The organism is Methylorubrum subtropicum (assembly GCF_038442325.1).
Classification (GTDB): domain Bacteria; phylum Pseudomonadota; class Alphaproteobacteria; order Rhizobiales; family Beijerinckiaceae; genus Methylobacterium; species Methylobacterium subtropicum.
In genome coordinates, this window is the sequence record NZ_JBBXMW010000030.1 from 13,595 (window position 1) to 28,003 (window position 14,409).

At 69.8% G+C, this 14,409-nt stretch carries 11 protein-coding genes; 1 reads left to right on the forward strand and 10 read right to left on the reverse strand.

The window, feature by feature from the left end; genetic code table 11:
* Window positions 1-6 precede the first annotated feature (6 nt).
* From aroQ to AAHG03_RS25065, 8 genes are all read right to left on the reverse strand, one after another.
* Window positions 7-462 carry a type II 3-dehydroquinate dehydratase gene (gene aroQ / locus AAHG03_RS25030; RefSeq protein ID WP_342154174.1) on the reverse strand — a complete coding sequence of 152 codons (456 nt, stop codon included), beginning with the start codon at window positions 460-462 and terminating at the stop codon, window positions 7-9.
* A 304-nt stretch (window positions 463-766) separates the two neighbouring features.
* Window positions 767-1,657, reverse strand: coding sequence for a LysR family transcriptional regulator (locus AAHG03_RS25035; protein ID WP_342154176.1), 891 nt, complete (start codon window positions 1,655-1,657; stop codon window positions 767-769).
* 329 nt (window positions 1,658-1,986) lie between these two features.
* Window positions 1,987-2,961, reverse strand: coding sequence for a thioredoxin-disulfide reductase (gene trxB / locus AAHG03_RS25040; RefSeq protein ID WP_342154178.1), 975 nt, complete (start codon window positions 2,959-2,961; stop codon window positions 1,987-1,989).
* 124 nt (window positions 2,962-3,085) lie between these two features.
* Complete coding sequence (locus AAHG03_RS25045; RefSeq protein WP_342154181.1) at window positions 3,086-4,144, reverse strand: mitochondrial fission ELM1 family protein; 1,059 nt, start codon at window positions 4,142-4,144, stop codon at window positions 3,086-3,088.
* A gap of 32 nt (window positions 4,145-4,176) precedes the next feature.
* Window positions 4,177-4,668, reverse strand: a complete 492-nt coding sequence (locus AAHG03_RS25050; RefSeq protein ID WP_342154209.1) for a hypothetical protein — start codon at window positions 4,666-4,668, stop codon at window positions 4,177-4,179.
* 17 nt (window positions 4,669-4,685) lie between these two features.
* Window positions 4,686-5,162, reverse strand: coding sequence for a transcription elongation factor GreA (gene greA / locus AAHG03_RS25055; RefSeq protein ID WP_342154211.1), 477 nt, complete (start codon window positions 5,160-5,162; stop codon window positions 4,686-4,688).
* A 126-nt stretch (window positions 5,163-5,288) separates the two neighbouring features.
* Window positions 5,289-8,762 carry a carbamoyl-phosphate synthase large subunit gene (carB, locus tag AAHG03_RS25060; RefSeq protein ID WP_342154184.1) on the reverse strand — a complete coding sequence of 1,158 codons (3,474 nt, stop codon included), beginning with the start codon at window positions 8,760-8,762 and terminating at the stop codon, window positions 5,289-5,291.
* Window positions 8,763-9,028: 266 nt separating this feature from the next.
* Window positions 9,029-9,406: a hypothetical protein gene (locus tag AAHG03_RS25065; protein ID WP_342154186.1), complete on the reverse strand. Its 378-nt coding sequence runs from the start codon at window positions 9,404-9,406 to the stop codon at window positions 9,029-9,031.
* 261 nt (window positions 9,407-9,667) lie between these two features.
* Between AAHG03_RS25065 and AAHG03_RS25070 the strand changes: the two genes are divergently transcribed.
* Window positions 9,668-10,546, forward strand: a complete 879-nt coding sequence (locus tag AAHG03_RS25070) for a C40 family peptidase (protein WP_342154188.1) — start codon at window positions 9,668-9,670, stop codon at window positions 10,544-10,546.
* Between the two features lie 142 nt (window positions 10,547-10,688).
* Here AAHG03_RS25070 and AAHG03_RS25075 read toward each other — a convergent pair whose 3' ends face one another.
* Together AAHG03_RS25075 and AAHG03_RS25080 are read right to left on the reverse strand one after the other, a co-directional pair.
* Complete coding sequence (locus AAHG03_RS25075; RefSeq protein ID WP_342154190.1) at window positions 10,689-12,188, reverse strand: carbohydrate porin; 1,500 nt, start codon at window positions 12,186-12,188, stop codon at window positions 10,689-10,691.
* A 296-nt stretch (window positions 12,189-12,484) separates the two neighbouring features.
* A complete protein-coding gene (locus AAHG03_RS25080; protein ID WP_342154192.1) occupies window positions 12,485-14,212 on the reverse strand; it encodes a fructose-specific PTS transporter subunit EIIC in 1,728 nt (575 codons plus the stop codon).
* Between the last annotated feature and the right edge of the window lie 197 nt (window positions 14,213-14,409).

Sequence of the window (14,409 nt, forward strand, 5' to 3'; positions counted from 1 at the left end):
CTGCAGTCAGGGGGCGGACGGGGTGCGGCCGCGCAGGAGATGGGCGAGGGCGTCGAGCCCCGCCAGGTAGCTGTAAGGACCGAAACCCGCGATCACGCCGGCACAGACCGGCGCGATCAGGGAGACGTGGCGAAACGCCTCGCGGGCATGGACGTTCGAGAGATGGATCTCGACCGCGGTCACGCCGGTGCCCGTGATGGCGTCGCGCAGCGCGATCGACGTGTGCGTGTAGGCGGCGGCGTTGATGAGCACCCCGGCTCCGGCACGGCCCGCCTCCTGCACGAACGACACGAGTTCGCCCTCGTGATTCGTCTGACGGAAGGTGAGGGCGATATCGAGGCGGATCGCGCGCTCATGCAGATCGCGCTCGATGTCGGCGAGCGTCGCCGCGCCGTAGATGCCCGGCTCGCGCGTGCCCAGCAGATTGAGGTTCGGCCCGTTGAGGCAGTGAATCGCGGTCATGCCAGCCGTGAAGGCGTCGGCCGGGTCTTTTGTGAGTCCCCGGCGGGAGGGCCGGTCTTAGACGAGGGCGCGCCGCCGCGACAAGGGCGTGTATTCAAAACCGGGCGCGGCGGGCACGTCGGCGTCCCTCACCCCCCGTCATTCCGGGGCCGCGCAGCGGAACCCGGAATCCACCCGTGATGCGGGAGGCCCGGCCGAAGTCGAACCGTCGCGGCCAGTCGTGGATTCCGGGTTCTCGCCTTCGGCGAGCCCCGGAATGACGAGGGAGGGGACGATGACGGGCGAGGGCGACTCGGAAGAATCCTCAGTACGTCCAGCGCTGGGCCTTGTTCACCAGAAAATCGCGAAAGGCCTGCACCCGCGCCACGGTCCGCATCTCCTCGGCATAGACCAGATAGCTCTCCATGGTCGGCATCTCGACCTCGCGCAGCACCTGCACGAGGCCCTCTTCGCCCTCGACGGCGTAGTCGGGCAGGATGCCGACGCCGATGCCGGCTTCCATCGCCTTGTGGAGCGCCGTGATGTTGTTGACCGTGAAGTGGACCGGGCGGCGCTCGTCGCCCTCGCGGCCGATGCTGGAGAGGTAGTGGGTGGCGAGCAGATAGGACGGCTCGTTGCCGCCGAAGGAGACGAGGCGGTGCTCGTCGAGGTCGGCGATGGTCTTGGGCTCGCCGAAGCGCTTGACGTAATCGGGGCTGGCGAAGGCGTGGTAATGCACCGTGAACAGCCGCCGCTGGATCAGGTCCGGCTGGGCCGGGCGGCGCATGCGGATGGCGATGTCGGCCTCGCGCATGGCGAGATCGAGTTCCTCGTTGGTCAGCACCAACTCGACCCGGACATCCGGGTAGAGGTCGAGGAATTCGGAGATGCGTCCCGCGAGCCAGGACGAGCCGAGGCCGACGGTGGTGGTGACGCGCAAATCCCCGGATGGGCGCTCGCTGGTCTCGACGAGGCGGGCGCGGGTGTTCTCGAGCCGGAGCTTCATGTCGCGGGCGGCGCGGAACAAGAGGTCGCCCTGCTCGGTCAGGATCAAGCCGCGGGCGTGGCGGTGGAACAGCGGCGCCTTCAGCTCGCGCTCCAGCGCGCTGATCTGGCGGCTCACCGCCGACTGGCTGAGGCCGATGTCGTCGCCCGCCCGCGTGAAGCTGCCGGCCTCCGCGACGTTGAGGAAAATCCGGATCTTGTCCCAATCCAAGGCCGTCACTCCCGCCCGTCGCGATCAGCCCGTCACGGGAGGCCGCGACCTTCGGGCGTTGCACGACATCGACCCATCTGGCCCGGATATCGGATCCGGGCCAATGCTCTAGATTCCTGTGCCGCATCGGCTTTTTCCGAAAGCCGCAAACCACCTTTCGGGCCGATGCTCGAGCCGCCATTCGCTGAGCGAAGGGCTCCTCGCAAAACCGTACGTTTCCTGCATGGTTCAGGCTAGGACGGCAAGCTTGCGATTTGGTTGCGCCCGAGGATCGTCAACAGGGAAGTGGGCGGGACGCGCCCGCGCCCGCCCTTATCCCCAGCCGAGCTTTACTCGGCGGCTGCCTTGGCCGGGCTCTCGCCGATGTCGAGCGCAGCCAGATATTTCTCGGCCTCGAGTGCCGCCATGCAGCCCATGCCGGCTGCGGTGATCGCCTGACGGTAGACGTCGTCGGTGACGTCGCCCGCCGCGTAGACGCCGGGGATCTCGGTCGCGGTCGTGCCCGGCGTGACCGTGATGTAGCCGCCGTGGCGCATCGGCAGCTGGCCCTCGAAGATGCCGGTGGCGGGCTGGTGGCCGATGGCGACGAACAGGCCGTCGGTCGGATGCTCGACGATCTCGCCCGAGCGCAGGTCCTTCAGCCGCAGATGCGTGACGGAAGGGGGCGTGGCCGAGCCGCAGATCTCCTCGACCGCGTGATGCCACTTCACCGAGACGTTGGCGTGCTTGAACAGACGCTCCTGCAGGATGCGCTCGGCGCGGAACTCGCCGCGGCGGTGGATCACCGTCACGGACTTGGCGAGGTTGGCCAGATACAGGGCCTCCTCGACGGCGGTGTTGCCGCCGCCGACGACCGTCACGTCCTTGCCGCGGAAGAAGAAGCCGTCGCAGGTGGCGCAGGCCGAGACGCCGAAGCCCTGGAACTTGGCTTCCGAGGGCAGGCCGAGCCACTTCGCCTGGGCGCCGGTGGCGATGATGAGCGCGTCGCAGGTGTAGGTCTCGCCGGAATCGGCCTCCAGCCGGAACGGGCGGGACTTGAGGTCGACGCTCGTGATGTACTCGGAGACGATCCTGGTGCCGACATGCTCGGCCTGAAGCCGCATCTGCTCCATCAGCCACGGGCCCTGGATGGCCTCGGCGAAGCCCGGATAGTTCTCGACGTCGGTGGTGATCATGAGCTGGCCGCCGGGCTGGAAGCCGGAGATCAGCAGCGGCTCGACCATGGCGCGGGCGGCGTAGATCGCGGCGGTGTAGCCGGCCGGGCCTGAGCCGATGATTACGAGTCTCGCATGCGTATGGGCCATCTCGCCGTCTCCTGATGTCCGGCCGCTCCCGCGGGGCGCCGTCGTCCTGTCGATTCGCGCGCACTCTGCCACGGCGCGCATAAGATGATCTTTCCGAAGTCGCGGCCGCCGCGAAGCACTCGGCCTAGAACGAGCCCTTTGCCACGGTCGCCTTCGGCGCGGCTTTCCGGGCCGGATCGAGCCGCTCGCGGTGCGCCGCGTAGGCCTTGGCCATCGCCTCGGCGATCTCCGGGGTCGCGTCGATCGGTGCGTAGCGCAGCGCCTCCAGCCGGCCGATGAAGGGTTTGAGCGCGCCCGCCATGGCGAGCCCGGCGAACATCCGCCGATGCCGGATATAGGTACGCGGCAGATCGAACAGCAGGAGGGGCACGCCGGTGCTCGCCGCCTCGCCGACCATGTTGGCCGAATCCGAGGTGACGACGATGTGGTCGGCGATCGCCAGCATGCCGACATAGGGGTTCGCCCCCGTGCCGTCCCAGAGGAAGCCGCCCTTGCGGCGGATCAGGTCGGCCAGCGCGGCGCTGAGTTCGGGCGGCGTGCGGCGCGAGACTGTCATCATCAGGGTGCAGCCGCCGTCGGCGAGCTTGGTGAGGTCGCGCACGAGGCGGCGGGTGTCGGACTTGCGGTAGCTCAGGTGCCGGCTGTCGCCGCCGATCAGCACGGCGATGCGCGGCCAGGGCAGGACGGCGAGCCGCGGGTCGGGCTGGGCGCGGGCGGCGTCGAGGCGGGCGCGGGAGACCGGGTGCGGGGCGGTCAGCGTCGTGAACACGTTGGGGCCGCGCAGATCGTCGTAGTCGGGCACCCAGATGAAGTCGGCGGTGTCGTGCCCCGTGCGCGGGTCCTTGAGGAAGGCCGTGAAGGTGCGCCCCTGCGAGGCGCGCCGCACCGCCCGCAGATAGGGCACGGCGCGCCGGCCCGAGGCGATCAGGATGTCGGGCAGCGACCCTTCGAGCAGACCGCCGGTGCGGCCCGGCGCGTCGCGCGGGTCGATCGGGCCCCAGGGCGCGGTCCAGGTCAGGGGGCGGCCGCGGGGGATGCGCCGGATCTCGGCGTCGAGGCCGAGCGCTTGGCCGACGCCGATGCACTGGTTCTCGTCGCCGGCCTTGCCGTCGGTCACGATCCAGGCGCGGGCGCGCCCGATCTCGGGCGGCACAGATCCGTCCCCCGCCACGCTCCCGCTCACGCCACGCACGTCCTCAAGAACCGATGTCCGGCTTACTGAGCCGGGAGTTGGCGGCGCAGCCACGCCGCGTAATGCTCGGCCAGCGCCGCCACCCGGCGCCGCTCGGAGGCCGGATCGTACCACGCGCCCCCCGAACTCGCCGGCAGGGCCGAGAGCTGGGGATGGCGGGCCAGGATCGCGCCGTCGCGGCCGACCAGCAGCGCCTCGCCGTCGAGATAGTCGGTCACGCCGCCGCCGCCCAAGCTGCCGCGGCTCGCACCCTGCGCCCCGGCATAGGGGTTGAGCGAGAGGCCGCTCACCCGCACTACCAGGGTCGGGGCGCCGCGCACGATCCGGTCGCCGAAGGCCTGTCGGAGCGCCGCGGTCAGGTCGGCGCGCAACGCCTCCGTCTGCAAGCCGCCGCCTTGCGCCGCGAGCGGGCGCACATCGACGGAGACGCCGCCGAGACGGCCGAAATCCTGCGCGACGGCCGGCCCCGCGATGAGGGCGAGGCCCATCAGGGCCGCGAGACCGGGGATGCGCAGGAGGGTTTTCATGGGTGTCAGGCGCCCCACTCGACGGCGACGACCTCGTAGGACTTGCCGCCGCCCGGCGTCGTCACCTCGACGGTGTCGCCGACGCCCTTGCCGATCAGCGCGCGGGCGATCGGCGAGGAGATCGAGACGCGGCCCTCGCGCACGTCCGCCTCGGGCTCGCCGACGATCTGGTAGGTCTTCTCCTCCTCGGTGTCCTCGTCGAGGAGTTTGACGCGCGCGCCGAACTTGATCTTGGCGCCCGACAGCTTCGCGGTGTCGATGACCTCGGCCCGCGCGATCATGCTCTCCAGTTCGAGCACCCGGCCCTCGTTGTGGGACTGGGCCTCCTTGGCGGCATGGTACTCGGCGTTCTCGGACAGGTCGCCGAGCGCCCGGGCCTCGGAGATCGCCTGGATGATGCGCTGCCGCTCCACCTGCTGGCGGTGCTTCAGCTCCTCCTCGAGAGCCGCGTAGCCACGGATCGTAATCGGAACCTTGTCGATGCTCATGGTCTCGCGCCACAATGAAGAGGCCCGGCGGGAGCGTGAACTCCTTCCGGGCCGGAAATCGGCTGGCTGTTCTGGCCGCGAGGCGCCCTGTCCGCCGGGCACCTCGCGCGCCGGAGGTATTTAGGCCGCGAAGTATTCCTGCAAGGCCCGCACCCGAAGATCGCCTTCGAGATAGGCTCTGATGCCCTCCGCGGCCGCCATCGCGCCGGCCAGAGTGGTGTAGTACGGCACTTTATGCAAGAGGGCCGCCCGCCGGAGCGAGCGCGAGTCGGACAGGGCGCCCGCCCCCTCGGTGGTGTTGATGACGAGCGCGATCTCACCGTTCTTGATCGCATCGACGATGTGGGGCCGGCCCTCCAGCACCTTGTTGATGCGGCCCGTGGGGATGCCCTCGTCGGCCAGATACCGCTGCGTGCCCCCGGTCGCCAGGATCGAGAAGCCGAGTTCCGACAGGAGCCGGATGGTCGGCAGCACCCGCGGCTTGTCGTCGTCGCGCACCGAGATGAACACCGTGCCGGTGCGCGGCACCGCGGTGCCGGAGCCGAGCTGGCTCTTGGCGAAGGCCACGCCGAAGCCGGCATCCAGCCCGATCACCTCGCCGGTCGAGCGCATCTCCGGCCCGAGCAGCACGTCCACGCCGGGGAAGCGGGCGAAGGGGAACACCGCTTCCTTGACCGCGATGTGGTCGAGCTTCTTCGGCTTGAGGCCGAAGCTGTCGAGGCGCTCGCCCGCCATGATCCGGGCCGCGATCTTGGCGATGGGCTCGCCGATCACCTTGGCCACAAAAGGCACGGTGCGCGAGGCGCGCGGGTTCACCTCCAGCACGTAGATCGCGCCGTCCTTGATCGCGTACTGCACGTTCATCAGGCCGCCGACCTTGAGGGCCAGCGCCATCGCCTTGGTCTGGCGCTCCAGTTCCTCGATCAGCTCCGGCGAGAGCGTGCGCGGGGGCAGCGAGCAGGCGGAATCGCCCGAATGGATGCCCGCCTCCTCGATGTGCTCCATGATGCCGGCGATGAACACCGACTGCCCGTCGCAGACCGCATCGACATCGACCTCGGTCGCGTCCGACAGGTAGCGGTCGAACAGCAGCGGGTTCTTGCCCAGCACCGTGTTGATCTGCCCCGTCTTGTCGTTGGGGTAGCGCGTCTTGATGTCGGACGGGATCAGGCTCGGCAGGGTGCCGAGCAGGTACTCGGCGAACTGCGCCTCGTCGCGGATGATCGCCATGGCGCGCCCGCCCAGCACGTAGGAAGGCCGCACCACGAAGGGGAGCCCCAGTTCGGCCGCCACCAGCCGGCTCTGCTCGACCGAGTAGGCGATGCCGTTCTTGGGCTGCTTGAGGCCGAGCTTGTCCAGCAGGCGCTTGAACTGGTCGCGGTCCTCGGCGAGGTCGATGGCGTCGGGCGAGGTGCCGAGGATCGGCACGCCGGCCGCCTCCAGCGCGCGGGCGAGCTTGAGCGGGGTCTGGCCGCCGAACTGCACGATCACGCCGTGGAGCGTGCCCGCCTGCCGCTCGGTCTCGACGATCTCCAGCACGTCCTCCGCGGTCAGCGGCTCGAAATACAGTCGGTCGGAGGTGTCGTAGTCGGTCGAGACCGTCTCCGGGTTGCAGTTGACCATGATGGTCTCGTAGCCGGCTTCCGTCAGCGCGAAGCAGGCGTGGCAGCAGCAATAGTCGAACTCGATGCCCTGGCCGATCCGGTTCGGGCCGCCGCCCAGAATGATGACTTTCTTCTTGTCCGACGGGTACGCCTCGTCCGCGACCGTGCCGGCGAAGGGGGCGACGTAGGTCGAGTACATATAGGCGGTCGGCGCCTTGAACTCGGCGGCGCAGGTGTCGATCCGCTTGAACACCGGCCGCACTCCGAGGCCCCGGCGGGCGGTGCGCACCGCGTCCTCGTCGGTGTCGGCGAGCACGGCGAGCCGCGCGTCGGAGAAGCCCGCGGCCTTGAGCTGGCGGAAGGCGCCGGGGGTCTTGGGCAGGCCGTGGGCCTTCACCCGGTTCTCCAGATCGACGATGGCCTGAAGCTGTTCGAGGAACCACGGATCGATCTTGCAGGAGGCGTGAATCTCCTCGTGGCCGACCCCGAGGCGCATCGCCTGGGCGACCTTGAGCAGGCGGTCCGGCGTCGGCGTGCCGAGCGCGGCCTTGATCGCGTTGTGGTCGTCGCCCTTGCCCAGGCCCTCGATCTCGATGTCGTCGAGGCCGGTGAGCCCCGTCTCCAGCGAGCGCAGCGCCTTCTGCAGCGATTCCGCGAAGCAGCGACCGATGGCCATGGCCTCGCCGACCGACTTCATCGCGGTGGTCAGCGTCGGCTCCGCGCCGGGGAATTTCTCGAAGGCGAAGCGGGGGATCTTGGTGACGACGTAGTCGATCGTCGGCTCGAACGAGGCCGGGGTCGCCCCGCCGGTGATGTCGTTGGCGATCTCGTCGAGGGTGTAGCCGACGGCTAGCTTGGCCGCGACCTTGGCGATCGGGAAGCCGGTCGCTTTCGAGGCCAGCGCCGAGGAGCGCGAGACGCGCGGGTTCATCTCGATGACGATCATCCGGCCGGTGGCCGGGTCGATGGCGAACTGCACGTTCGAGCCGCCGGTCTCGACGCCGATCTCGCGCAGAACCGCCAGCGATGCGTCGCGCATCACCTGATATTCCTTGTCGGTCAGCGTCAGCGCGGGCGCCACCGTGATCGAATCGCCGGTGTGGACGCCCATCGGATCGACGTTCTCGATGGAGCAGACGATGATGCAGTTGTCCGCCTTATCGCGGACGACCTCCATCTCGTACTCCTTCCAGCCAAGCACGCTCTCCTCGATCAGCACCTCGTTGGTCGGCGAGGCGTCGATGCCGCGCTCGACGATCTCCAGGAATTCCTCGCGGTTGTAGGCGATGCCGCCGCCCGTGCCGCCCATGGTGAAGGACGGCCGGATGATCGCCGGCAGGCCGACTTCGGCGAGCGCGATGAGCGCCTGACCCAGCGCGTGCTCGATGTAGCGGCGGCGCCGGTCGCCCTCGGCCCCGGCCCAGGCGCGCTCGAACTCGGCGAGCGCGGCCTCGCGGGCGGCGGGCTCGGCGTTGGCGGCCTCGATGCGGGCCTTCTCGGCGAGGTACTTTTCGCGGTCCGCCTTCTTGGCGGCCGACGCGTTGGCGAGTTCCGATTTCGGCGTCTCAAGGCCGATCTTCGTCATCGCGTCGCGGAAGAGGTTGCGGTCCTCGGCCTTGTCGATGGCCTCGGCCGTGGCGCCGATCATCTGCACGCCGAACTTTTCCAGCACGCCCATGCGCTTGAGCGAGAGGGCGCAGTTCAGCGCGGTCTGGCCGCCCATCGTGGGCAGCAGCGCGTCGGGCCGCTCCTTCTCGATGATCTTGGCCACGACCTCCGGGGTGATCGGCTCGACATAGGTGGCGTCGGCCATCTCCGGGTCGGTCATGATCGTCGCCGGGTTCGAGTTCACCAGGACGATCCGGTAGCCCTCCTCGCGGAGCGCCTTGCAGGCCTGGGTACCGGAATAGTCGAACTCGCAGGCCTGCCCGATGATGATCGGCCCCGCACCGATGATGAGGATGGAGGAGATGTCGGTGCGTTTCGGCATGGAGCGCCTTTTCAACCTTTCGCGCGCGCTCGCACCCCCGCGCGCCGCCTCCTTCGAGGGGCGCCCGAGGGGATCGGGCGTCATGGATGATCGTTAAGCCCTGCGTCTACACCCGGCCGCCCGGGTTTGGGAAGGGCGGCGGCGACATGGACCCACGCCTGATTCACGGGGGCGCAGGGAGTTTCCCACCCAACCCCCTCATCCTGAGGTGCGGAGCGAAGCGCAGCACCTCAGGATGAGGGATTTGGATGGGATGGAAGCGGCCGTCAGCGCCGCGGTTCGAGCGGGCGTCCGCGGCGCTCGACCACCACGGCTGGGCGGCTGCGGCGCTCGACGATGACCGCGCGGGGCGGAGCGCGGTTGGGGCTCACGGGTGCCATGATCCGCTGCTCGACGCGCTCCGGCATCCGCGCCGGGCGCGCGGCAGCGGCCTTGGCGGCGGCGACCACGTGCGGGCGCACCTCGTCGGAGGGCAGCCCGATCAGCCCGGCGGCGATCTCGACCTGCTGCTCGATGTCGTCGGTCAGGTCCTGCGCGGCGGCGACCGCCTCGGCCACCGTCGGCGGCTCGCGGCGCACCCGGATCGGCGGCAGGTCCTGGAAGCTCTTGGGCGTCTTCTTCACGGCACGACTCGCGGTGTTCATGCGCCGATCTTAGGACGGTCCGCTCGGTTTGTGCATTGCAACAAGCTCGGGCGTGACGGTCCGCCGGCCGCATGGCTGCCCGGCGGACGCTCCGGCTGCGAGGCATGCAGGATGCGCGCCGAGTGTCGCCGTGCGCCAGCACATTCGATGCACAGGCCGGACATCGCGCGCTTCCGGTCGATATGCCGCAGAGCGGCAAGCGCGGCGTCTCATGGGGGCGGATGCCGAAATCCCGCCCGGATCGTGGGGTCAACCGGAGCGATGACGCTCGACCCCCGCCTCACCCCCGCCCGGCCCGACCTCGCCGACATCCGCCTGCGGGGGCAGGTCGAAGCGGCGCGCTTCGTCGAGGGCCGGCCCGCGCGGATCGCCGTGCCCTCCGCCCCCTTGCGCCGCCGGCCGGAGCCGCAGGCCGGGCTCGACACGGAAGCCGTGATGGGCGACGCCGTGACGGTCTACGACGTGAGCCAAGACTTCGCCTTCGCCCAGATCGCCCGCGACGGCTATGTCGGCTACCTGCCTGAAGCCGCCCTCGGCCCCGCCGACCCGGCCCCGACCCACCGCGTCGCGGCTTTGCGCACCTTCGTCTACCCCGCCCCCGACCTGAAGCGCCCGCACGTCGCACACTTGAGCCTCGGCGCCGCCTTCGCGGCCGAGGATCGCGAGGGCGAGTACTGGCGCCTCTCGGGCGGCGGCTACGTCTTCGCCGACCACGCGGTGCCGCTGGACCACGCCGAGCCGGACGCGGCGACCGTCGCCGAGCGGCTCGTCGGCACCCCCTATCTCTGGGGCGGGCGCACCAGCCTCGGGCTCGACTGCTCCGGTCTCGTCCAGCTCTGCCTGGAGCGCGCGGGGCTCGCCTGCCCGCGCGACGCCGACCAGCAGGAGCGGGCGCTCGGCACCGCGCTCCCCCCCGGCCTCGACGGTCTGCGCCGCGGCGACCTCGTGTTCTGGAAGGGCCATGTCGGGATGATGCTCGACGCGGATCGGCTCATCCACGCCAACGGTCATCATATGGCGGTCGCTGTCGAGCCGCTGGCGGTGGCGGTGGCACGGATCGCCGAGAAGAGCTTCGGGGCCGTCACGTCCATCCGGCGGCTGGATCTACCTGGCGCATCTCACTCCACGCCCTCATCCTGAGGTGCCCGCGAAAGCGGGCCTCGAAGGAGGGCTCCAGGGATCGCGCGCAAGCTGGAGCCCTCCTTCGAGGCTACGCTTCGCTCCGCGCCTCAGGATGAGGGGGTAGGGTGGATCGGCCGGATTGCGCTGAAGGCTTCAGTTCTCACGGGCTCCCCGGCCCACGGCCGAGGCCGGCCAGCGTGAACAGATCGACCGAGAGCTTGGCGCCGATCACGAACGCGTCGGGGATGTTCTTGGTGCGGTAGGGGAACCGGGTCTGGTCCGGGTTGACGATGTATTGCAGGTTCGGCGTCAGCCGGATCGCGGGCGAGACCTGGATGCCGTAGTTCAGCTCCATCATGATCTGATGCTCGGGAATCTTGCGGTCGATGCCGAGCGAGGCCTGCGCCGCATAGATGCTCGACAGCGCCAGCGGCGAGAATTTCTGCGTGTTGATGACGAAGCCGACCGTGTCGTAGGGCCGGCCTGCGAAGGTGCCGGTCTGGAGCGCGCCGATCTCCAGAAAATAATCCTCGATGAGACGGCCGCCGGTGCCGGTCATGGCGACGCCGAACAGGGTCAGGCCCTGGATCGCCGTCGGGTCGGGGCGCCACACCATCTGGTCGAAGCGGGCGTAGACGCCGGATCGCCCGAACCGGGTGCGCGGATCGAGCCCGGTCAGCACCGCGCGACCGCCCGCCACGTCACGCACCGGGTCCGCGTAATCCGAGCGATCGACCCAGCCGCCGATGCCGTAGTTGCGCGGCAGCGTGTCGTTGGCGAACGTGGTGGAGTAGCCGAGTTCGAACGGCAGGATCGCGCCGGTCGCGCCCTTGGTCGAGAAATCGAGGCCGTTGTCGCCGGGCTGCTGGTGCAGCGGGTTCACCTCGTAGATTCCGGCATGGAAGAACACCTTGTCGGTGAGCCACGCCTTGGCATGCCCGCCCCAGCTCGCCACCGGCCAGAAGGTGAAGTTCGAGGTCTTGAACACGAAGGTCGGGTTGCCGCAGGCCGAGTTCGTCTGAAAATTGCAGTAGATCGGCGAATTGAGGAAGGCGATGTTGGCGACCAAGCGCCCGACCTCGATGTCGAGGCGGTTGTCGAACAGCTTCTGCTGGTACGACAGCAGCGTGAGCCGGGTGGTCTGGCCGCCGCCGTAGATTTCCTGCACGCTGGTGTTGTTGCCGATCAGGTCCTGCGAGAGCGAACGGCCGTGGCGGTTGGTGACCGCGACGTGGACCGAGCCGCCCGCGATCCCGGCGAGCCGGTTGAGGTCGGCGTCGATGCCGAAGAACAACTGGCCGGCATAGGCCGTGCCCTGGCGGATGCCGCCGACGGGGTTGCCCGCGGCTTGGCCCGTGTAGTTCGCCAGGAAGGTCAGGCCGTTGCCGAGATCGAACGTACCCGGCGGCAGGGTCGGCGGCGTGGCGCTCTGGCCGAGCACGTCGGCCGCCGCCGCGGCGGTGCCGTCGTTGCCGAAGATTCTTCGCGACGGGGCCCGGCGGACGACGCGGCGAACCACCGGGCGCCGGATCGCGGCGGGCGCCGCAGCGACTACTGGCGGCGCGAGGCCCGGTTCGGGCGGTGCATTCTGTGCGTGAGCCTGCGTGCCAAGCACCATGCACAGGCCGAGCATCGCCCCTGCTACTGCGACCGCCTTCATATCGTCCCCCGGTGTAAACGATTTCTTGAATTTAGCTCGATGGAGCTTCCGATCTGCGCCGGATGCTCGAATTTTGCCTGGCGATGGACTTCGGGAAAGAAGTATTCGCCGGTTTTTTCAACCTATGTTGATTTTGCCGGCGGGCGTGGCCCGGATGCCGCATCAGGGTTGAGCGGCATTCCCCTCCCCCTTGCGGGGAGGGGTTAGGGGTGGGGGTGGTTCAGAAGGCACCGCTGCGGTTCCTCCTGAACCACCCCCACCTCCGGCTCCTCCCCGCAAGGGGGAGGAGAGGGCGTTCAGCTCGCTCGCTTCTTCAGCAGCCCGACCAGCAGCCCCGTCACCACGGTGCCGGCGACCAGCGCGATCAGCGCGCCGGGCAGGTTCGTCACGGCGTTCGGGATCGGCAGGACGAACAGGCCGCCATGGGGCACCTTGAGGGTCACGCCGGAGGTGAGCGCGAGGGCGCCGGCCACCGCCGAGCCCGCCACCATGGAGGGGATCACCCGCAACGGATCGGCCGCCGCGAAGGGGATCGCGCCTTCCGTGATGAAGGCCGCGCCGAGCACGGCGGCCGCGCCGCCGGCCTCGCGCTCGGGCTTCGAGAAGCGATTGGGAAACAGGCGGGTGGCCAGCGCGATGCCGAGCGGGGGCGTCATGCCGCCGAGCATCACCGCGGCCATCGGGGCGTCGACGCCCGACGAGAGCAAAGCCGCGGCGGAGGCGTAGGCGGCCTTGTTGATCGGCCCGCCCATATCGACCGCCATCATGCCGCCGAGGACGAGGCCGAGCACCAGCGCGCTCGCGCCCTGCATCCCCTTGAGCCAGTCGGTGAGCGCGGCGAGCACGGCCGCCACCGGCACGCCGACGACGTAGACCATGAGCAGGCCGGTGATGGTGGTCGCGAGAAGTGGCAGGATCAGGACGGGCTTGAGCCCCTCCAGATTGCGGTGCAGGCGGATGTGCCGGTTGAGGAAGGCGGTGACGTAGCCGGCGATGAAACCCGCGGCGATGCCGCCGAGAAAGCCGGCCTGGAGGTTGGCGGCGAGCATGCCGCCGATCATGCCCGGCGCGATGCCGGGGCGGTCGGCGATGGAATAGGCGATGTAGCCGGCGAGCGCCGGGACGATCAGCGCGAAGGCCGCCTTGGCGCCGATCTCGCCCAGCGCGAAGCCGAGCGTGCCGGCATTCTCCGGCTTCATCGCGTCGATGCCGCCGAACGCGAAGGCCAGCGCGATCAGCAGCCCGCCCGCCACCACGAAGGGCAGCATGAACGACACGCCGGTCATCAGGTGCTTGTAGGCGCCGGCCTTCTTCTCCGCCGCCGCCGGGCGGGCGGGGCCGTCCGCCTTCGCGTCGGTCGTGCCCGCGGCCTGAAGCTGCGCCTCGGCGAGCGCGGTGGCGATCAAACCCTTGCCGTCGCGGATCGCCGCCTTGGTGTTGGTGGCGTAGAGCCGTTTTCCGGCAAAGCGCGCGCGGTCCACCCCGGTGTCGGCGGCGATGATCACCACGTCGGCCGCCGCGATCTCAACTGCGGTCAGGGCGTCGCGGGCGCCGACCGACCCTTGCGTCTCGACGCGGATGTCGTGGCCGAGCGCCTGCGCCGAGGCCTGCAGACCCTCCGCCGCCATGAAGGTGTGGGCGATGCCGGTGGGGCAGGACGTGATCGCCACGATTCTTTTGGGAGTTGGTATCGCGCTCGCGGAAGCGGCGGCCGGGGCGCTGGCGGTGCCGGCGAGCAGCCGGTCGAGCACGGCGTTCACGTCGGTGAGCACGTCGTCGATGGCCGCGCGCGCGCGGGTCAGCGCGCCGAATCGGCCCTCGCCGAGATCGCCCTCGCCGACGAGGAGTACGGCCTTCGCCTCGCGGATGGCCGCCTCGGGGATCGGGTTGCCGCCGCCCTTGCCACGGATTTCGAGGGCGAGCGCCGCGTTGCGCCGCCCGGCCGCCTTGCGCAGGGCCTCGGCCGCGAGGACGGCGTGGGTCGAGAGGTCACCGCCTCCCACCACCGCCAGGAGCTGTGCCATGGGTTCCTCCTGTGAAATGGGTTGTTGTTCGGGCTGTTCGGGTGCCGCCGCGTCCCCCTCCCCCCTCTGCGAGGGAGGGTGGCCCCCGAAGGGGGTCGGGAGAGGGGAGCGACGGTTCTGCTTGGCCGCGTTCGACGCGAAATCTCCGGAACCGTGGTTCCCCTCTCCCGCCCGCTCCGCGGGCACCCTCCCCCCAA